The sequence below is a fragment of the Bacillus sp. MN7755 genome, assembly GCF_054771475.1.
The window spans coordinates 52,302-71,104 of the sequence record NZ_BTRL01000026.1; the positions used below are offsets into that span (position 1 = coordinate 52,302).

Here is an 18,803-nt window from a genome sequence, read left to right on the forward strand (position 1 = left end):
ATTAGATTGAGAATTGCTGTAATTGGAGCAATGGAAGAAGAAGTACGTATTTTACGTGACAAATTAGAACAAGCAGAAACAGAAACGGTTGCGGGTTGTGAATTTACGAAAGGACAATTAGCAGGACATGAAGTCATCTTGTTAAAGTCTGGTATTGGTAAAGTAAACGCAGCGATGTCAACGACAATTTTATTAGAAAAATATAAGCCTGAAAAAGTAATTAATACTGGTTCAGCTGGTGGATTCCATCATTCTCTAAATGTTGGAGATGTAGTGATTTCAACAGAAGTTCGTCATCATGACGTAGATGTAACAGCATTTAACTATGAATATGGTCAAGTACCAGGAATGCCGCCTGGATTCAAGGCTGATGAAGCATTAGTTGCATTAGCTGAGAAATGTATGCAAACAGAAGAAAGTATTCAAGTTGTAAAAGGTATGATTGCAACAGGCGATTCATTTATGAGTGATCCGGACCGCGTTGCAGCCATTCGTGATAAATTTAAAGATCTTTATGCAGTAGAAATGGAAGCAGCAGCTGTTGCACAAGTATGCCACCAATATGAAGTTCCGTTTGTTATTATTCGTGCACTTTCTGATATTGCTGGTAAAGAATCAAATGTTTCATTTGATCAATTTTTAGATCAAGCAGCTCTTCATTCTACAAACTTTATCGTAAAAGTATTAGAAGAGTTAAAGTAATGTAACAAAAAGGCAACTGTCTCATATAAAGAAAATACATACAGTTGCCTTTTCTTTATTGGCAAATAAGGGGGAGAACACGATGAATGTATATCGTGGAGTTCATGAGTTAATTGGTCATACACCAATTGTAGAAATTACTCGTTTTTCACTTCCAGAAGGGGTCCGTTTATTTGCGAAGCTTGAATTTTATAACCCAGGTGGAAGCGTTAAGGATCGCTTAGGAAGAGAATTAATTGAAGATGCGCTCGAAAAAGGGCTTGTTACAGATGGCGGAACAATTATTGAAGCGACTGCTGGAAATACTGGTATTGGACTGGCACTTGCAGCGTTAGAACATGATTTACGCGTTATTGTTTGTGTACCAGAGAAATTTAGTATTGAAAAGCAAGAATTAATGAAAGCACTAGGTGCAACGGTCGTGCATACACCGACTGAGCAAGGAATGACCGGCGCAATAGCAAAAGCCAAAGAGCTAGTAAATGAAATACCGAATTCATACTCTCCAAGTCAGTTTGCAAATGAAGCAAACCCTCGTGCTTATTTCAAAACACTAGGTCCTGAACTTTGGGATGCACTTAACGGAGAGATTAACATATTTGTTGCAGGAGCAGGAACTGGTGGTACATTTATGGGGACTGCATCTTATTTGAAAGAAAAAAATATAGATATAAAAACGGTTATTGTGGAACCAGAAGGATCCATTTTAAATGGTGGTAAAGCCGGCTCACATGAAACAGAAGGGATTGGCCTTGAATTCATCCCGCCATTTTTGAAAACATCTTATTTTGATGAAATTCATACAATTTCTGATCGAAATGCATTTTTACGAGTGAAAGAATTAGCGCAGAAGGAAGGACTTCTCGTTGGAAGCTCTTCAGGAGCAGCATTTCATGCAAGCTTACTTGAAGCAGAGAAAGCGGCGCCAGGTACAAATATTATAACGATTTTTCCTGATAGTAGTGAGCGCTATTTAAGTAAAGACATATACAAAGGATGGGAATAAAAAATGAGAGCAAAGACAAAGTTAATTCATGGTATTCGCATAGGAGAACCTTCAACTGGATCTGTAAACGTACCGATTTATCAAACAAGTACGTACAAACAAGAAGCAGTTGGTAAGCATCAAGGATATGAATATTCACGTACAGGCAACCCAACACGTGCTGCTTTAGAAGAAATGATTGCTGTATTAGAAAATGGTCATGCTGGATTTGCATTTGGTTCAGGAATGGCTGCTATTACAGCGACAATTATGTTGTTCTCAAAAGGTGACCACGTTCTTTTAACAGATGATGTGTATGGCGGAACGTATCGCGTTATTACGAAAGTATTAAATCGCTTCGGTATTGAACATACATTTGTAGATACAACAAATCTAGAAGAAGTTGAAGAAGCGATTCGTCCAAATACGAAAGCAATTTATGTAGAAACACCAACGAACCCACTACTAAAAATTACTGATATTAAGAAAATCTCTACTCTTGCTAAAGAGAAAGACTTATTAACAATTATTGATAACACATTCATGACGCCATATTGGCAGTCGCCGATTTCTTTAGGAGCAGATATTGTGCTTCATAGTGCAACGAAATATTTAGGAGGTCATAGTGATGTAGTGGCAGGTCTAGTAGTTGTAAATAGCCCACAACTAGCAGAAGACCTGCACTTTGTACAAAACTCAACAGGAGGTATTCTTGGACCACAAGACAGCTTCTTACTACTTCGCGGTTTAAAAACATTAGGAATTCGTATGGAGGAACATGAAACGAATTCACGCGCTATTGCTGAGTTTTTAAATAACCATCCAAAAGTAAATAAAGTATATTATCCAGGTCTTGCATCACATCAAAACCATGAACTAGCAACAGAGCAAGCAAATGGATTTGGTGCAATTATCTCATTTGATGTAGATAGCGAAGAGACATTAAATAAAGTACTTGAGAAATTGCAATACTTTACACTTGCTGAAAGTTTAGGAGCAGTAGAAAGTTTAATTTCTATTCCATCTCAAATGACACATGCATCAATCCCGGCAGATCGTCGCAAAGAATTAGGAATTACAGATACATTAATTCGAATTTCTGTCGGTATTGAAGACGGTGAAGATTTAATTGAAGATTTAGCACAAGCATTAGCATAGTAAAAATGCACTGCTAATATAGAGCAGTGCGTTTTTATTATGTCTATTTTGTGAAAGTTTTCACAAAATAGACATACACAAATGAAATGATTTCATGTATATTGAATTCATGAAGTGTTACTCACGAACAAACTTGTGAAATATTTCACAAACAATGAAGTTCATGTAGGAAAGCAACTCTATTTTTTTTGCGCTAATCGGGACTTGTGATGACCTATAGGGTCTTATTTAGTCCAAGATAGCAGAATAGGAGGAATTTACATGGTAGTCAAAGAGAAAGTTGTAAATGAAATGCAGGAAGTAAAAGAGATGATTGATACGTTAGTGAATAACGGTCGGAAGGCTTTACAAGCATTAGAAAGTTTTACACAAGAGCAAATTGACAACATTGTTCATGAAATGGCATTAGCAGGTGTTGATCAACATATGCCACTTGCAAAGTTGGCTGTTGAAGAAACAGGGCGTGGTGTATACGAAGATAAATGCATTAAAAATATTTTTGCTACTGAATATATTTGGCATAGCATAAAGAAAGATAAAACAGTAGGGATTATTCACGAAGATCCTCATGAAGAAATAATAGAAATTGCGGAACCTGTTGGTGTAGTAGCTGGGGTAACGCCGGTAACGAATCCGACATCGACAACAATGTTTAAAGCATTAATCGCGATAAAAACGAGAAATCCAATTATTTTCGCATTTCATCCTTCAGCACAAAACTGTTCTATTGCAGCCGCGAAAACAGTATACGATGCAGCGGTGAAGGCGGGGGCACCAAAACATTGTATTCAGTGGATTGAAAAACCTTCTGTCGAAGCAACGAAACAATTAATGAACCATGAAGGTGTTGCGCTTGTTTTGGCAACTGGAGGAGCAGGTATGGTGAAATCAGCTTATTCTACTGGAAAACCAGCGCTAGGTGTAGGTCCTGGTAATGTACCGTGTTATATAGAGAAATCAGCGCATATAAAACGAGCGGTTAATGATTTGATTTTATCAAAAACGTTTGATAACGGTATGATTTGTGCATCAGAACAAGCAATCATTGTAGACAAGGAAATTTATGATGATGTGAAAACAGAAATGATTGCAAATGATTGTTACTTTGTAACCGAGGAAGAGAGAAGAAAATTAGAAAAGCTCGTTATTAATGAAAATACATGTGCAGTAAATAGTGATATTGTAGGGAAATCAGCACAGTATATTGCCGAATTAGTTGGAATTGCTGTACCTGAAAATACAAAAATGCTTGTAGCTGAAATACAAGGTATCGGAGCAGCATATCCACTATCTCGTGAGAAATTGAGTCCAGTATTAGCTTGTGTAAAAGCAAATTCATTAGAAGAAGGATTTACATATTGCGAAGAAATGTTAAGCCTCGGTGGTTTAGGACATTCAGCAGTCATTCATTCTGTAAATAAAGAAGTGCAAAAGCAATTTGGATTACGCATGAAAGCTTGCCGCCTTATTGTAAATGCCCCTTCATCACAAGGAGGAATCGGTGACATATATAATGGGTTTATTCCATCACTTACGCTTGGCTGCGGCTCGTATGGGAAAAACTCAGTTTCTCAAAACGTAACAGCGACGCATTTATTAAATATAAAAAGGTTGGCAAATAGAAAAAAGAATATGCAGTGGTTCAAATTACCACCAAAAATTTATTTTGAAAAACATGCGACGGCATATTTAGCAAGTATGCCTAACATTTCACGTGCATTTATTGTAACGGATCCGGGAATGGTTGAGCACGGATATGTAGATACAGTCGCGCACTATTTACGTAAACATGCAAATGATGTGAAAGTTGAAGTTTTCTTTGAGGTCGAGCCAGATCCATCAGATGAAACTGTTTTTAAAGGTGCGGAAATGATGAGAAGTTTTAAGCCGGATGTCATTATCGCACTTGGTGGAGGTTCAGCTATGGATGCAGCGAAAGGGATGTGGCTTTTCTATGAGCACCCAGAAGCAACATTCTATGGAATTAAACAAAAGTTTTTAGATATAAGAAAACGTACATGTAAATATCCGGAATTAGGAAGTAAGGCGCAGTTTGTTGCCATTCCAACAACATCAGGAACAGGATCAGAAGTGACACCATTTGCGGTTATTACAGATAAGAAAAATAATATAAAGTATCCACTTGCAGATTATGAATTAACGCCAGATGTAGCAATTGTAGATCCACAATTTGTAATGACAGTACCGCCACATGTAACAGCAGACACTGGGATGGACGTATTGACGCATGCAATAGAGGCGTATGTGTCTGTTCTGGCAAATGACTATACAGATGGATTAGCATTAAAGGCCATTGATCTCGTATTTAAATATTTACCAAGAGCATTTAAAGATGGAAATGATGAAGAAGCACGAGAAAAAATGCATAATGCTTCTGCAATCGCAGGGATGGCATTTGCAAATGCGTTTCTAGGTATTAATCACAGTTTAGCACATAAAATTGGGCCGGAATTCCATATTCCGCATGGACGTGCGAATGCAATTCTTATGCCACACGTAGTTCGCTATAATGCTATTAAGCCAAGAAAACACGCATTGTTCCCAAAATATGAGCACTTTGTAGCTGATGAACGTTATGCACATATTGCGAGAATGCTCGGGCTTCCAGCACGTTCAACAGCAGAAGGTGTGGAATCACTCGTTAAAGCAATTATTGAGCTTGGAAAAAGTTTAAATATAAATATGAGTATTGCAGGACAAGGAGTTGCTAAAGATCAATTTGAAGAGGTTGTTGGATTATTAGCAGAAAGAGCTTTTGAAGATCAATGTACAACAGCTAATCCAAAATTACCTCTCATTTCAGAGCTAAAAGAAATTTATATGGAAGCATATAAAGGTGAGTAATGGTTATGAAAGAGTCGCAATAAAGCGGCTCTTTTTCTTTTGGAAAACATCTCCCAGAATGGCTGTATTTACTTGTCTTTAAGTTTAATAGAATATGATACAGTGAAATGGAGGAGTGAGAATATAATGAAAGAATTACAAGAAAAAATAGAAGATTATACTCGGTTCGGACAAATTCTTCTCGCTGTAAGTACATTGTTAATGGTTGGCTTATTGATTCCGAATGGAGCAAAAGAAACATTACAACCTTTTGTTATGATGGGGAGCATCGTTATATTTTTAGGTTTATCCTTCTTTTTCTTTCAGCGTGTGAAAGTGATGCGAGACGAGTTAGAGGGAAACGAATGTGAATAATACTGATAAATAGAGCGTTACAAAAAGAAGGAATTTTTTTGTAACGCTTTTTGTTTTTTCTAGAAAATGTATGCGTTTCATATTGACAATGATAATCCTTATCAATTAAAGTAGAATAGTAGTTAATGATTATCATTATCAGTTAGAGGTGAAAGGATGAATAAATCTATTACGCTATTCACAGCGATTTTATCAATTTTTTTCTTATTAATAGGTTGCAGTGCAAAAGGAGACGAAACAGCATCGGCAACAAAAACGGAAAAAGGAAAAGAGAAAATCGAAGTTACGGATCTGTCAGGAAGGAAGGTAACATTCGATAAGGCGCCAGAAAGTTTTGCTACGTTGAGTATGGGAGATATGGATATAATTCATGCTTTAGGTGGAAAAATAGTAGGTCGTCCAGATGCAAAAATAACTCTTCCAGAGGATGTAAAGAAAATACAAGTAATTGGGAACGCACATCAGCCGAATTTTGAGCAAATTGCTAGTGTAAAGCCTGATGTACTTATTGCTAACAATGGATTCCAAAAGAACGTTCCAACGGTTGAAAGACAAGGAACGAAAGTAATGATTTCTTCTGCAAATTCTGTACAAGATATTCAAAAGAATATTGAGCTATATGGAACGATAATGAAGAAAGAAGATAAAGCAAAAGAACTTAACCAAAAAATTAATGATCAAATAAAGAAATATGAGAAAAAGAGCGATGTGAAAGCATTGCTAGTGTATGGAGCACCAGGTACATATTTAGCAGCATTACCAACATCTTTATCAGGTGATATTTTAGAAAAGACAGGCGGGAAAAATATTGCAGCTGATTTTACAGAAATGAAGGAATATCCGCAATATGCACAGCTCAGCGTAGAACGTATTATTGAGGCAAATCCAGATGTGATTTATTTAATTACACATGGAGATCCAAATAGCGTTAAAAAAGCATTTGAAGGCGAAATGATGAAAAATGAAGCGTGGAAAAATTTAGATGCAGTAAAACAAAATCGTGTAGTTATTTTGCCACCTGATTTATTTGGATCTAATCCTGGAACAAAAGTTACAGAAGCGATGGACTTTATGTATAAAAGTATACAAGATGTAAGGAAATGATAAGTATGGAAAGTAGTGAAGTAGTAAGGGGAAAGGAACATCCTTTTGCGAAAAAAAGATGGATAATAGCAGTTAGTTTAGTTGTATTAACGATCTTAGGTCTTTTTTACGGCCTTTTCGCAGGAAGCTTATCCTTTTCTTTACGAGATATTCTAACAGGGATACAAGATGAGGGTTCGACAGTTCATCGAATTGTATGGGACCTTCGTATACCAAGAGTGCTCGTTGGGTTTATAGTAGGGATATGTTTAGCTACATCTGGTGCATTACTACAAGGAGTTATGAGAAATCCTCTTGCAGACCCTGGTATTATCGGAGTTTCATCTGGAGCAGGCCTTGTAGCAATTGTAATTATGATTTTATTCCCTCAGCATATGGCTTTTTTACCGCTCGGGGCGTTTTTAGGAGCTTTCATAACGGCGATGGTCATTTATGCTTTATCATGGCAAAAAGGGGCACCACCTTCAAGAATTGTCTTAGTAGGTGTGTCAATTAATGCATTAATTGGTGCAGCGACGTCAGCATTAATGTTATTACATAGTGACAAAGTACAATCCGTGTTACCGTGGTTAGCGGGCGGCATTGGTGGTGTAAGTTGGGCACATTTAAACATGATTATTTATTATGCAATATTCGCTATTATATTAGCCTTCTTTGGTATTAAACATATTCGAGTATTAATGCTTGGAGATGAAATGGCGAAATTATTAGGTCATAACGTGGAGAGAAGCCGTTTTTATTTAATAGTAGTAAGCACATTATTAGCTGGAATTGCAGTTAGTGTTTCTGGTCTTATTGGATTTGTCGGTCTGGTCGTACCACATATGTTACGTTTATTGGTTGGAAATGACTATAAATATTTACTGCCATTATCATGCCTTGGCGGAGGGATATTACTTGTTTTTGCGGATGCGATAGCTCGAAGTTGGTTCGATCCAATTGAATTACCTGTAGGTATTTTATTATCCTTCTTAGGTGGTCCGTTCTTCTTATATTTAATTCATAGAGGAGGAAAACAACGTGATTTCCGTTAACAAAGTGTTTTACGCACATTCTGAAAGATTTCAAATGCAAAATATGAATGTACATATTAAAGCTGGAGAGGTCGTTAGTTTAATTGGACCGAATGGATCGGGGAAATCTACTTTGCTTCGTTTAATGGCAAGATTACTTAAACAAAGCGAAGGGGATATCATTTTAGATGGAAAAAGTATTCATAAGATGAAAAGTGCAGATGTAGCGAAGCAATTAGCGATGTTACCACAAATGCATGATCATCAATTAGATTTAACCGTGAAAGAACTAATTGAATTCGGAAGAGGCCCCCATAAATCATGGAGTAGCCGCTTAAATAAAGAAGATGAAGAAATTGTTGATTGGGCATTGTCTGTTACAAATCTTGAAGGGTATGAATATCGTCTTTTACAATCTTTATCAGGAGGAGAAAGACAACGTGCCTGGATTGCAATGACGCTAGCACAACGTACAAATGTCTTATTATTGGATGAGCCAACAACCTTTTTAGATATCGTACATCAGTTGGAAGTAATGGAACTTGTGAAACGATTAAACGAGGAGTTTGGAATGACAATTATAATGGTTTTACATGACATTAACCAAGCTGCTCAATATAGTGATCGCTTACTCGTATTAAGGCAAGGGAAGATTCAGTATGACGGTATACCAGAAGAAGTATTATGTCATGAAATGTTTCAACATGTATTTGGTATAGATGTAGATATTTTTCAAGGAAGCGACAAGCCATTTTTTACACCGAAACGAATTTCTAAAAGAGGAGGAACAAGATGCGAACAGAAGAACGTGTTACCACTGAGTTAGTAAGGGAATTTGTTATGGCAGCTCATGGAGATTTAGAGAAAGTACAAGAACTGTTGGCTGAATCGCCAAGCTTACTTCATGCTTCTTACAATTGGGACGGATCAGATTGGGAAAGTGCGTTAGGAGCAGCACATGTAGGTCGTAAAGATATTGCTCTTTATTTATTAGAAAAAGGTGCTCGAATGGATATTTTCGCAGCTGCTATGCTTGGAGAATTAGAAGTCGTACAAGCTATTTTAGTAGCACAACCAGAAGCATTACGTGCACCTGGTCCCCACGGTATTTCCCTTCTTCAACATGCACGAATGGGTGGAGAAAAAGCACAGCGTGTATTTGAGTACTTAACGGTGCTCTCTTAATGACCGCAAAGGTTCTTATGTGCGGTAAACTTTTCACTTTCATATAATTGAAAAGTTTACCGCCCGTTAGAACGGGATAAGTATCTAGTATATTTGAAAATCCTACACCCCCCTCAATTGTAGTTTTCTGTATGCTAGTTATGATATGGATGCAGTAGACAATATTTGTCTACTGCCTTTTTTAAACTCTTGATAGATTGAATATTCTGCATTTTTCCGTTAGTTCATTTATAATAGATAGTAACATTTAGTATATATACAAAACATGATCGTGTAGTTAAGTACAAATTAGTGGGAAGGAGAAAAAGATGTTTCATACAGATCGTTTACAAATTCGCAAATATACAATGGATGATTTACAGTTCTATGCTTCACTATGGGGAAATGAGAAGGTAATGCGCTATATTGGAAATGGGACGTTAAAAACATATATGCAATGTAAAAAAAGTTTGGAGGAATGGGTGATCCCTAGCTATAAAAACGGTCTCGGTTTATTTGTATTGATTGAAAAGGAAACGGGAATACGAATTGGTCATGCAGGATTAGTAAAGCAGCAGATAGATGGGAAAGAGGAAATTGAAATTGGTTATTGGTTATTACCTAAGTATTGGGGAAAAGGGTATGCGAAAGAAGCAGCGGCAGCATTTCGAGACTATGGCTTTCAAGCGTTACGAATGAATAAATTAGTTTCTCTTATTAATCCGGACCACCCTGCCTCAATCTTTGTTGCTAGAAAAACAGGGCTTAGTTATGAGAAAACAACTTCATTTCATGGGATGGATGTTCTCGTGTATTCCATTAAGCGCGTTGGATGAAAAAAGGTAAATTGCATCTTTTGAAGAATGGTATATAAAAATAAAGGGGGGATTACATGTATATTTACCATAATGGACTTATTATTCGTGAGGGAACGAATGGTGTACCTGCATATGCAATTAAAACTTTATTCGAAGATGCCGGTTGGAGTAATGATAATATCCCTTCTTGGCAAATTGAAAAATTCACGATAGCATTTGAAAATTCAACATGGGCATTCACAATTTGGGATGAAGAAGAGATGATTGCTATGGTTAGAGTCATTTCTGATGGAATCATGGTCGCGAATATAGTAAATTTAGTTGTGAAGTGTGAATATAGAGGGAAGGGACTAGGTAAGAAACTTGTCGCCCTTTGTTTACAAAAGCTACCACATGGCGACTGGTTTGCGCACACATCTGCGAGTAATTTTGATTTTTATAGAAGTTGTGGTTTTGAGGTAAGAGAGTTATCAAGAAATGGAACATGTGCGTACTATGGATACCAAATTGCCAAAAGAGATGGGCACCGGTAAAAGAGCGAAAGACAAAGAATAAGTACAGTTATAAGTATTTTTCATTCTTTTTATAATAGAAAATAAATTGAGACTCATTTTATGATAAAATAAAAGAAAATTCTGTTTATTATTAGGGGGATAAAAATGAGTATAAAAGTTGGGAATGTATTTAAGTACGAAAGAAGATTTACTGAGGAAGAGGTTTTTGAATTTGCAAATATTACAGGAGATAAAGGTAGGCATCATATGGAATATGATGAAAATGGACGTTTAATGGTTCATGGTTTATTGACTGCTAGTATTGGAACGAAAGTAGGAGAAGAATTACATTACATAGCAAGAGAATTAGTAAGTGAGTTTATTAGACCAGTTTTTGCAGGAGATACGATCACTTGTGAATTAACTTTAACGAATGTTGAACAGATGGAAGGATACAAAAAGGTTTCAATCGAGTCAGTTTATCGCAATCAACATGAAAAAACTGTACTAGTTGGGACAAGTTATGGAGTTATAAGGGAATAAAAAGAAGCCTAATTTACAGGCTTCTTTTTTGTTTAATAAACACGTTTCCGATTTTCCGCATGACTAGAGATGAGTAATAATGCAGTTTCTTTCCCTATATTACGAACAATATGAGGAACACATGCATTCCAGGAGAAAGAATCACCTTCTTCTACAATTGCAATATCTTCTCCATGTTGAACTTCTAGTTTGCCGCGTAATACAAGGTGACATTCTTCCCCTTCATGTGCATTTGGTGTATTTTCTTTCGGAAATCCAGCAGGAATTTCTACGAGATTTAGGCGAAGGCCACCCTGCTCTGCAACATGCTCAATTCTTTGTTCATCTTTTCCGTATACACTGTATTTACGCTCTACCTTTTTGACAACTTTCAACCGATCTTTTTGTTCTAACAATAAGTAGGGAAGAGGAACATTTAAGAAATTGGAAATCGTTTCTAAAGTTGAGATAGAAGGTGATGTTTTATTATTTTCAACCTGACTCATAAATCCTTTAGAAAGACCTGTTCCCTCACAAATTTGTGCGATTGTTATGCCTCTACGTTGACGAATTTCACGTATTGCAGAACCAATATTCATAAAATCAAGCTCCTTTTTGTAAACAACTATTTGTATCATAGCAAAAAAAATATATTTTTTCCCAGTGAAAATGAATTGACGAATAAAAAAATTTAGTGTATGTTTTGTAATGTGAATAAAAGTTTTGCATAAGAAAACTATAAAGGAGAGAAAGAAATGAATCAACATATTGGTAACTTAATTATTCGTATCGTGTTAGGGGTAACATTCTTTATGCACGGTTTAACAAAATTCCAATCAGGAATTGACAATATTGCAGGGTGGTTCACAAGCATTGGTTTACCAGGAGGACTGGCATACGGTGTAGCAACAGTAGAATTAGTTGGTGGTATATTGTTAATTCTAGGTTTAGGTGTAAGATATATTGGATTATTATTTGCACTTGTTATGGCTGGAGCAATTGTAAAAGTAAAATGGTCAGCTGGTTTATTAGGAGATGGAAAGAATCCTGGCTTCGAATTAGAACTTGCATTACTAGCAATGGGTGCGTACTTATTTGTTGCGAAAGCGGATGGTTTTGTAGATAATTTCTTAAAAGAGAAAATGTCAAAGAAGAACTAATTTAAATGGGGGGCTAACAAGATGAGTTTTCAACTTCATCCCGATACAACACTTGATGTTGTTCATTTATATGTATCAAATATAAAGAAATCACTAGAGTTTTATACAGAAGTACTAAGTATGAAAGTACTAAAAGAAGATGAAATGGTCGTTACATTTGGGAATGAAAATAACGAACCACTCCTTATCATTGAAGAAAAGAAAGAAGCCTTACCAAAGCAAAGAGGGAGAACGGGGTTATATCATTATGCAATTTTATTACCAAGCAGACAGGATTTAGCGAATGTCCTTCGTCATCTTGTAGAAATGGTATATCCACTGCACGGCGGAGCCGACCATTACTTTAGTGAGGCCCTTTATTTAGCTGATCCAGATGGAAACGGGATTGAAATTTATCATGATCGCCAAAAAGAGGTTTGGCGTGATGAGAATGGAGAACTACCATTTGTTAGTAACCCGTTAGCTGGTGAAGAATTATTGCAGCAAGGAAGTGCGTGGAACGGTTTTCCAGCTGGTACTGTGATGGGACATATTCATTTCCATGTAGCTGATTTGGAAGAAGCGAAACGTTTCTATGTGGATGGTCTTGGCTTTGAAGTAACAATCCCAGCTCGTAATGGGGCGTTGTTTGTATCCGCAGGTGGCTACCATCACCATATCGGTTTAAATACGTGGCAAGGTGAAGGAATACTACCGCAAATGCCAAATTCCGTTGGCTTGAAATATTTCACAATTGTATTAGCAGATGAAAAACAAAAAGAGCAAGTATGTAAAAGTTTAAAAAATATTGGCAAGATTGCTACGTACAAAGATGGAATATTACAAGTCGAGGATCCATTTGGACATTGTATACATTTCAAAATAAAAGGAGAAGCCTAAAAAAGGCTTCTCTTTTTTATTTTCTTATAATTGCTTTTTCGTTTTGTAAAAATAGTTCATCAAATTGCTTCGCAAGCTCAAAATCTAGTTTCGTTAAACCTTTTGCATTCCAAGATGACAAAGTAATAATAACTGCTTTATACTGGATAAGGATAAATGGATGGTGATTATTTTCTTCTGATAGTTTGGCGGCTTCAGAGACAAATTCGACTCCTTTTAAGTAGTCGGAAAACATATATTTTCGTTCAATCCATTTTTCATCTTTTACCATCCATTTATCTACATTCAATAATTCCTCTTGAATTTCTTCTTCAGTTAATCGTAGCATCATTTTTCACATCCTTTACCTGCAGTAGCGCAAGACCATTGTTAATAAGACGTGTTACAGCTTCGTCGGTTGTGAAAGTAGACAGTTGTTGTAATAGTGCTGCTGATGTTTCGTGCCCTTTGTTATGCTCTAAAAGTAATTCTAATATTTCAAGACGAAGTAGCCATTCTTTACCATAAAATTTATTTAATACTTCTTGAATTGCTACTAATTGCTCGACATGCGCGTCGTGTAAAATACCTTCATTTCGAATATCTCGAACTGTTTGATACATACGATCGAGCTCAGTTAATGTGAGAGGTACTGGAGTTTCTTCTATTTCTTCATCAACTGGGAAAAACGATGCCGCATCTGCAGCTCCTGGGAATACAGAAGTGACTTTTGAACCAACAGCCATATCAAAAGCACCCCATGAAGCATCAAATAATAAACTGTCTTTATAAGTAACTGTACAATCGATAAAGGATATAAGAGCAATCTTTTTATCGTTTTTTTCAATAGCTGTTACCGTTCCTTTTATATGGATACCACTTGCAAAAGTAAATGCTGCTGTATTTCCAATTGTAATTCCTAATGATTGTAATTGCTCATCTGTACAATTTTCTAATGCAATATTTTCAGTGAGTAATCCAATTGGTGTTCCAAAGCCGTCACTGTGTACAGCCGTAGAATGATTCGCTAGTTGTTTATTGTGAATTGCTAATGCTGTTGGCGAACTTGTTCGCATATAAATCAATTCACCTGCATCGTTTTCAATTGTCTCTGTGAATGTACCTGTAATTTGTAATCCGCTATTTAGCTCAGCAGTGGCATGGTTTTCAGAGCGAATTGCTTTTTCTAAGCCTTTTTTACCACCTGTTTTAAAGGCCATTGTTTCAGCGAATTTCTCAAGTGCTTCCGTTAATTCTTCAAATGATTCACAAACAAATAGTTGTGGTTGCATTTTTGTTACGTCATAAGTTGTACTTGTACATGCTTCGATAGAGAATGGAACCTTTTCTACAGCGTCTGTTAAGCAATGTTTACTTTCGCCAACAGAAGAAAGGAGGCCAGCACCATATATTTTTGGATCGCCTATATCTCCAATTAATCCATATTCCACTGTCCACCAGAAAAGGCGTGAAATTTGTTCAGCTTCTGATAAGCCAGAAACTAATTTTTGTTTTTCAATTACCGCATTTTCAGCAGCTGCAACTTCTTCATGTGTAGAAGTCGGGCTTTCTTTTACGATTGTTAATGTACGAACTGCTTCAAACGCATCATGTTCTTCTTTTGTAGAGAAAGCTTTTGCTCCAATTTGTCCAAAGCGTTTTACATACTTTGCATATGTAGGATCAAGTAAAATTGGTGCGTGGCCTGCAGCTTCATGAACGATATCAGGAGCCGGTGTATACTCGATATTTTCTACTTTACGAATATCTGTTGCAATTGGTAATAATCCGTGGCCTTGAAAATCAAAGAATGCTACTCCAGGAATAAGCCCGTCAATCGTTACAGCACCCCAGCCGCTTGGTGCCAAACACTCATTCATTTCTTCTACTTTAGGAATTGCATCTATATTAATACCAGATGATTGTAGTCCGTTCACATAGGCTGGATGAGCAACATCTTTTAAAAAGCTATGATTTTGTCTCATAATGTAACGCCACACAGCGTGATTCACCGGCGTGTATTGATCATAATGTTGTGTGGATACGAATGGTTTTAAATGCGATGGAATTTCTGTTTTCTTTGTCATTTAGACATCCTCCTTTTTTTCTGTAAAATTAAATATCGGTTTCGTATAGCTTGTACCACCCCCTTTCAAATTTGTAAGCGCTTATAAAATTTTATCATAAGATTCGGAATTATTTAACATTTGTTTCTGTGAGAAATAGAAAAAGCCCCTATCGGAAAATCCGATAGGGGCGAAAGAATCGCGGTACCACCCTATTTGTAAGTGAAAATATACTTACATCTCAATTAATGATAACGGAAAAACTCCGTCTTTTCCTTCATGCGTAAAAGCACTACGAAAAAGAAGCTCCAGAATTGTAATTCGTACTTATATATGTGCCAATTTCCACCGACCATTAGCTCTCTGTAACAGGGATATAAGATACTACTGCGATTCTTTCAACGCGTACATATGAAATTATGTAAAAGGACAGACGCAAAAAAGTCCCTATCGGAAAATCCGATAGGGACGATAAAAATCGCGGTACCACCCTATTTGTAAACAAGTAATTGTTTACCACTCACTTTACGATAACGGAAAGATCCGTCTTTCTCTTCATGCATAAAAAGCATTACGGGAAAGAAGCTCCAGAATTGTAATTCACGCTTGTATATGTACTGATTCGCACCAACCATCAGTTCTCTGAGACAGGGATATAAGTCGCTACTAGTATTCCTTCAAAGCCAATATATAATTCATTCAACTAAACTATGTTTTGTATTATAAAACTATATTTGAAAAATTGTCAACAATAATTTTTTATTTCACATCTAAATCAACATTTAAATTAGATGTATTTCCAGCTGCATCGGTTGCAACAAGATGAACTGTATTTTTACCTTCTTGTAATTGAGTACGATCGAAATAAATGTCATAGCTTTTCTCCCAAGGGTTCAGGAATGCCTGTTCCCATATACCATTTCCGTTTATTTCATACTGTAGTCTCACTGGAATTCCAGGTGATACCCAACCAGATTCTGTCATCCAATCTAGTAGAATATCGTCAACTTTTCCTCTAATTACAAGATTTTCTTGATCAACTTCATGTGTCAATTTTGGTGCAGTTCGGTCAATAAATACAGCCCCTGTTTGTTTCGTTTCGCCCCCTGAGTTGGAGGCAACAGCTTCAATTTGATATAAACCATCCGCTAGTGGTGATCCATCTATTTTTGTACCATTCCATTTGAAAGGTTTATAACCTGCTGTTTCATTTTTTCCTTGATAAATCATGCCTTGGTACGTTACACGTTCTTTTGTAACTAAGTTAGCGTGTAACGTTACATCTTCCACTGGAGCAACTAAATAGTAGTTGATGAGATTATCATCTAATATGTTGTCCCCGTTTGGACTAAAAGTAGAATTCACAATTTCGAGACCATCAATACGTTTGTAATCTTTAGGGTCGATACTAAATGTAAATGGAATTCTAATTTCTTCTTTCGCTCCCTGCTCTTTTACATATACATTCCCAGTATACACACCTTGTGGTAGTGAGCTATCGACAGTGATAGTAAATGGCTTTTCCGTATTACTATTTGGTTGTACGCTAATCGATGAAGGAACAGAAGTTTTTATTTTTGTTTTTGTGTTTGCATCCAGTAATTCTACACGAGTTGAAAAGGTTTTCTTTTTATTAGAAAGATTTTGTAACGTAATATTTTGCGTCAGTTTTACTTTTCCGCTATTTGGCTTTATAAGACCGAAGCTGACATTGTTAGGCTTTACTAATACATTTGTTTGAACAGCTTTTGGAATGTTAATTAAGCCAGATCCTTGCGTCATAACAGGATACGTATTTTCATTTACATCTTTTAAAGTTTTTGCTGTATTGGCAAGAGATGCTTTTAATTGTTCCGTGGTCCAATCAGGATGCATTTGACGCAAGAGGGCAACCGCTCCAGCTACTTGCGGAGCAGCCATACTTGTTCCGTTATGAGATTCATAGCCGCCTCGTGGCACTGTACTAGTAATTTGTACGCCAGGAGCAACGATATCTGGTTTTATAAGCCAACTTCCTTGTGACGGACCTCTGGAACTGAAGTTGCTAATTAATTCAGTCGGAACGGGTTGTCCAATTTTTATATTTTTCTTGCGCTTTGTAATTAAGTTTTTCAACTCTTCACCATTTACATTTGATAATTGCATAACTGGAAGGGCTAGGTTTTCACGTGCAAAGTATTCAGGCATAATATTGATTTCTTTTTCTGTAGAAATTAATAGTACACCAATTGCACCAGCTTGCTTCGCTTGTTCAGCTTTTACTAACGTACTAGAAGTACCTTGTAAAACAAGTGCAAATTTTCCTTTCACATCTTGTTTTGCATAATCGCTTGGACTACCATAGCCAACATATACAAGCGGAGAATCATTTCCTATTGGGAAATCTGATTTTGATAACGGTAGCCCTTGATATGTTTTGCTGGAACCAGCTACTTGGAATGTTGGAAACGGGATAGAAACAGTAGATGCTCCAACTGATATAACGCTGCTTGCATTTCCTGGTGCATCAACAGACCAAGGTTTTGGTCCGTCATTTCCATTCGAAACGACTGCAGTAACCCCAAGTTTTGCTGCACGTTCTAACGTTAATGTTACAGGTTGATCAGGTACATTTAAATCTTGTCCAAGGGATAGATTTAACACATCAGCACCATCTTGAATTGCTCGTTCAATACCTTGAATAATATCATCTGTTGTACCAGTTCCACCGTCATTCATAACACGATAGGCTAGAATAGAAGCATTTGGAGCAACGCCTTTAATTTTTCCATTCCCAGCAATAATTCCAGCGACATGAGTACCATGTACGTTACCATCCATTGGATCGTTATCTTCATCGACAGTGTCATATCCACCGATATAATTTGCCTTTAAGTCAGGGTGTGTATAGTCTACGCCAGAGTCGATAATGGCTACTTTCATACCTTTTCCATCAAGCGGTTCGCCAGATGGGTCTTTTAAATTCCATGCTTCAGGCGCACCAATTGTCGGTCCGCCGATATTTGGTACTTCTTCGTTAGCAGTACTTTTTGATGTTTCATGCAATTTATATGTTAAGTTCGGATAGACCGCCTTTACTTCAGGTAAAGAAGCAAGAGCAGTAATTTGATCTCCAGGAACTGAAATAGAGAAACCAGAAAATAACGTATTATAAACTTCTTTAATTTTTGCACCAGGTGCTTTTTCTTTTATTTTCTTAGTCGTATCTTCTTGTGCCTTTTTAAGCTCGGCATGATAAGACTGCGCATTATTATTTTGTAAATCTGGAGCATGCTGAATGTTACTTTGCGCAGCAAGAGGCGCATGTTGCAATTCTACAATGACAGATATTTCTTTTGTTGTTTTTGTTTCAACATGTTGAGCAATTTTATTTTCTCCCCACTGTTCAATCGTTGTTTTTAGTTGTGGACTAAATTGCTTCTCCTTTTGCAGTGACTCAGCATGGGCGCTTAAAGCGCCAAAACTTGAAAAGACGAGCGCCATACTTAATAGTGTAGATGTAGTTTTTTTCATTGAAACTCCCCCTAATAAAAAGTGCTA

Annotated in this window: 18 protein-coding genes and 2 other annotated features; of the genes, 14 read left to right on the top strand and 4 right to left on the bottom strand. The window is 36.7% G+C overall.

What is annotated here, in order from left to right:
• The first annotated feature begins 6 nt into the window (after positions 1-6).
• From mtnN to ACYVEC_RS25685, 12 genes are all read left to right on the top strand, one after another.
• Positions 7-702, top strand: coding sequence for a 5'-methylthioadenosine/S-adenosylhomocysteine nucleosidase (gene mtnN, locus ACYVEC_RS25630; protein ID WP_063222875.1), 696 nt, complete (start codon positions 7-9; stop codon positions 700-702).
• Between the two features lie 82 nt (positions 703-784).
• Positions 785-1,708, top strand: a complete 924-nt coding sequence (locus ACYVEC_RS25635; RefSeq protein WP_063222876.1) for an O-acetylserine dependent cystathionine beta-synthase — start codon at positions 785-787, stop codon at positions 1,706-1,708.
• Between the two features lie 3 nt (positions 1,709-1,711).
• Positions 1,712-2,845 carry a bifunctional cystathionine gamma-lyase/homocysteine desulfhydrase gene (locus ACYVEC_RS25640; protein ID WP_063222877.1) on the top strand — a complete coding sequence of 378 codons (1,134 nt, stop codon included), beginning with the start codon at positions 1,712-1,714 and terminating at the stop codon, positions 2,843-2,845.
• 261 nt (positions 2,846-3,106) lie between these two features.
• Positions 3,107-5,710, top strand: a complete 2,604-nt coding sequence (gene adhE, locus ACYVEC_RS25645; protein WP_063222878.1) for a bifunctional acetaldehyde-CoA/alcohol dehydrogenase — start codon at positions 3,107-3,109, stop codon at positions 5,708-5,710.
• A 126-nt stretch (positions 5,711-5,836) separates the two neighbouring features.
• Positions 5,837-6,064: a YrhC family protein gene (locus ACYVEC_RS25650; RefSeq protein WP_063222879.1), complete on the top strand. Its 228-nt coding sequence runs from the start codon at positions 5,837-5,839 to the stop codon at positions 6,062-6,064.
• 156 nt (positions 6,065-6,220) lie between these two features.
• The gene (locus ACYVEC_RS25655; RefSeq protein WP_275719419.1) at positions 6,221-7,168 is read left to right on the top strand and encodes an ABC transporter substrate-binding protein; all 948 of its coding nucleotides are present in this window, start codon (positions 6,221-6,223) and stop codon (positions 7,166-7,168) included.
• A gap of 5 nt (positions 7,169-7,173) precedes the next feature.
• Positions 7,174-8,202, top strand: coding sequence for a FecCD family ABC transporter permease (locus ACYVEC_RS25660; protein ID WP_063222881.1), 1,029 nt, complete (start codon positions 7,174-7,176; stop codon positions 8,200-8,202).
• Positions 8,189-9,007, top strand: coding sequence for an ABC transporter ATP-binding protein (locus ACYVEC_RS25665; RefSeq protein WP_063222882.1), 819 nt, complete (start codon positions 8,189-8,191; stop codon positions 9,005-9,007). Before ACYVEC_RS25660 ends, ACYVEC_RS25665 begins: the two co-directional genes overlap by 14 nt.
• Positions 8,974-9,366, top strand: a complete 393-nt coding sequence (locus tag ACYVEC_RS25670) for a hypothetical protein (RefSeq protein WP_063222883.1) — start codon at positions 8,974-8,976, stop codon at positions 9,364-9,366. The genes ACYVEC_RS25665 and ACYVEC_RS25670 overlap by 34 nt, the downstream gene beginning before the upstream one ends.
• 308 nt (positions 9,367-9,674) lie before the next feature.
• A complete protein-coding gene (locus ACYVEC_RS25675; RefSeq protein WP_063222884.1) occupies positions 9,675-10,181 on the top strand; it encodes a GNAT family N-acetyltransferase in 507 nt (168 codons plus the stop codon).
• A 56-nt stretch (positions 10,182-10,237) separates the two neighbouring features.
• Complete coding sequence (locus ACYVEC_RS25680; protein ID WP_063222885.1) at positions 10,238-10,696, top strand: GNAT family N-acetyltransferase; 459 nt, start codon at positions 10,238-10,240, stop codon at positions 10,694-10,696.
• Positions 10,697-10,822: 126 nt separating this feature from the next.
• Entirely contained in the window at positions 10,823-11,200 is a 378-nt protein-coding gene (locus ACYVEC_RS25685) for a hotdog family protein (protein ID WP_063222886.1), read from the top strand.
• Positions 11,201-11,232: 32 nt separating this feature from the next.
• On the opposite strand, the gene ACYVEC_RS25690 is transcribed toward ACYVEC_RS25685, so the two are convergent.
• The gene (locus tag ACYVEC_RS25690; protein WP_063222887.1) at positions 11,233-11,778 is read right to left on the bottom strand and encodes a helix-turn-helix domain-containing protein; all 546 of its coding nucleotides are present in this window, start codon (positions 11,776-11,778) and stop codon (positions 11,233-11,235) included.
• 156 nt (positions 11,779-11,934) lie between these two features.
• On the opposite strand from ACYVEC_RS25690, the gene ACYVEC_RS25695 reads away from it, so the two are divergent.
• Both ACYVEC_RS25695 and ACYVEC_RS25700 read left to right on the top strand, forming a co-directional pair.
• The gene (locus tag ACYVEC_RS25695) at positions 11,935-12,339 is read left to right on the top strand and encodes a DoxX family protein (protein WP_460508986.1); all 405 of its coding nucleotides are present in this window, start codon (positions 11,935-11,937) and stop codon (positions 12,337-12,339) included.
• Positions 12,340-12,360: 21 nt separating this feature from the next.
• A complete protein-coding gene (locus tag ACYVEC_RS25700) occupies positions 12,361-13,218 on the top strand; it encodes a VOC family protein (RefSeq protein WP_063222889.1) in 858 nt (285 codons plus the stop codon).
• 16 nt (positions 13,219-13,234) lie between these two features.
• Here the strand turns inward: ACYVEC_RS25700 and ACYVEC_RS25705 are convergent, their stop codons facing one another.
• The 3 genes from ACYVEC_RS25705 to ACYVEC_RS25715 all read right to left on the bottom strand — a co-directional run bounded on the left by ACYVEC_RS25705 (position 13,235) and on the right by ACYVEC_RS25715 (position 18,776).
• Positions 13,235-13,549, bottom strand: a complete 315-nt coding sequence (locus ACYVEC_RS25705) for a 4a-hydroxytetrahydrobiopterin dehydratase (protein ID WP_098556376.1) — start codon at positions 13,547-13,549, stop codon at positions 13,235-13,237.
• Positions 13,530-15,284, bottom strand: coding sequence for an aromatic amino acid hydroxylase (locus ACYVEC_RS25710; protein WP_063222891.1), 1,755 nt, complete (start codon positions 15,282-15,284; stop codon positions 13,530-13,532). Before ACYVEC_RS25710 ends, ACYVEC_RS25705 begins: the two co-directional genes overlap by 20 nt.
• A gap of 162 nt (positions 15,285-15,446) precedes the next feature.
• Positions 15,447-15,674: a binding site (T-box leader), on the bottom strand.
• A 50-nt stretch (positions 15,675-15,724) separates the two neighbouring features.
• Positions 15,725-15,953 (bottom strand) — a binding site (T-box leader).
• Between the two features lie 69 nt (positions 15,954-16,022).
• A complete protein-coding gene (locus tag ACYVEC_RS25715; RefSeq protein ID WP_431112762.1) occupies positions 16,023-18,776 on the bottom strand; it encodes a S8 family serine peptidase in 2,754 nt (917 codons plus the stop codon).
• Positions 18,777-18,803 lie beyond the last annotated feature (27 nt).

Excerpts from the sequence above, each read along its gene's own strand:
- ACYVEC_RS25635 (WP_063222876.1), top strand. The coding sequence starts at position 785 with ATGAATGTATATCGTGGAGTTCATGAGTTAATTGGTCATACACCAATT.
- ACYVEC_RS25640 (WP_063222877.1), top strand. The coding sequence starts at position 1,712 with ATGAGAGCAAAGACAAAGTTAATTCATGGTATTCGCATAGGAGAACCT.
- adhE (WP_063222878.1), top strand. The coding sequence starts at position 3,107 with ATGGTAGTCAAAGAGAAAGTTGTAAATGAAATGCAGGAAGTAAAAGAG.
- ACYVEC_RS25650 (WP_063222879.1), top strand. The coding sequence starts at position 5,837 with ATGAAAGAATTACAAGAAAAAATAGAAGATTATACTCGGTTCGGACAA.
- ACYVEC_RS25655 (WP_275719419.1), top strand. The coding sequence starts at position 6,221 with ATGAATAAATCTATTACGCTATTCACAGCGATTTTATCAATTTTTTTC.
- ACYVEC_RS25660 (WP_063222881.1), top strand. The coding sequence starts at position 7,174 with ATGGAAAGTAGTGAAGTAGTAAGGGGAAAGGAACATCCTTTTGCGAAA.
- ACYVEC_RS25670 (WP_063222883.1), top strand. The coding sequence starts at position 8,974 with ATGCGAACAGAAGAACGTGTTACCACTGAGTTAGTAAGGGAATTTGTT.
- ACYVEC_RS25675 (WP_063222884.1), top strand. The coding sequence starts at position 9,675 with ATGTTTCATACAGATCGTTTACAAATTCGCAAATATACAATGGATGAT.
- ACYVEC_RS25680 (WP_063222885.1), top strand. The coding sequence starts at position 10,238 with ATGTATATTTACCATAATGGACTTATTATTCGTGAGGGAACGAATGGT.
- ACYVEC_RS25685 (WP_063222886.1), top strand. The coding sequence starts at position 10,823 with ATGAGTATAAAAGTTGGGAATGTATTTAAGTACGAAAGAAGATTTACT.
- ACYVEC_RS25690 (WP_063222887.1), bottom strand. The coding sequence starts at position 11,778 with ATGAATATTGGTTCTGCAATACGTGAAATTCGTCAACGTAGAGGCATA.
- ACYVEC_RS25695 (WP_460508986.1), top strand. The coding sequence starts at position 11,935 with ATGAATCAACATATTGGTAACTTAATTATTCGTATCGTGTTAGGGGTA.
- ACYVEC_RS25700 (WP_063222889.1), top strand. The coding sequence starts at position 12,361 with ATGAGTTTTCAACTTCATCCCGATACAACACTTGATGTTGTTCATTTA.
- ACYVEC_RS25705 (WP_098556376.1), bottom strand. The coding sequence starts at position 13,549 with ATGATGCTACGATTAACTGAAGAAGAAATTCAAGAGGAATTATTGAAT.
- ACYVEC_RS25710 (WP_063222891.1), bottom strand. The coding sequence starts at position 15,284 with ATGACAAAGAAAACAGAAATTCCATCGCATTTAAAACCATTCGTATCC.
- ACYVEC_RS25715 (WP_431112762.1), bottom strand. The coding sequence starts at position 18,776 with ATGAAAAAAACTACATCTACACTATTAAGTATGGCGCTCGTCTTTTCA.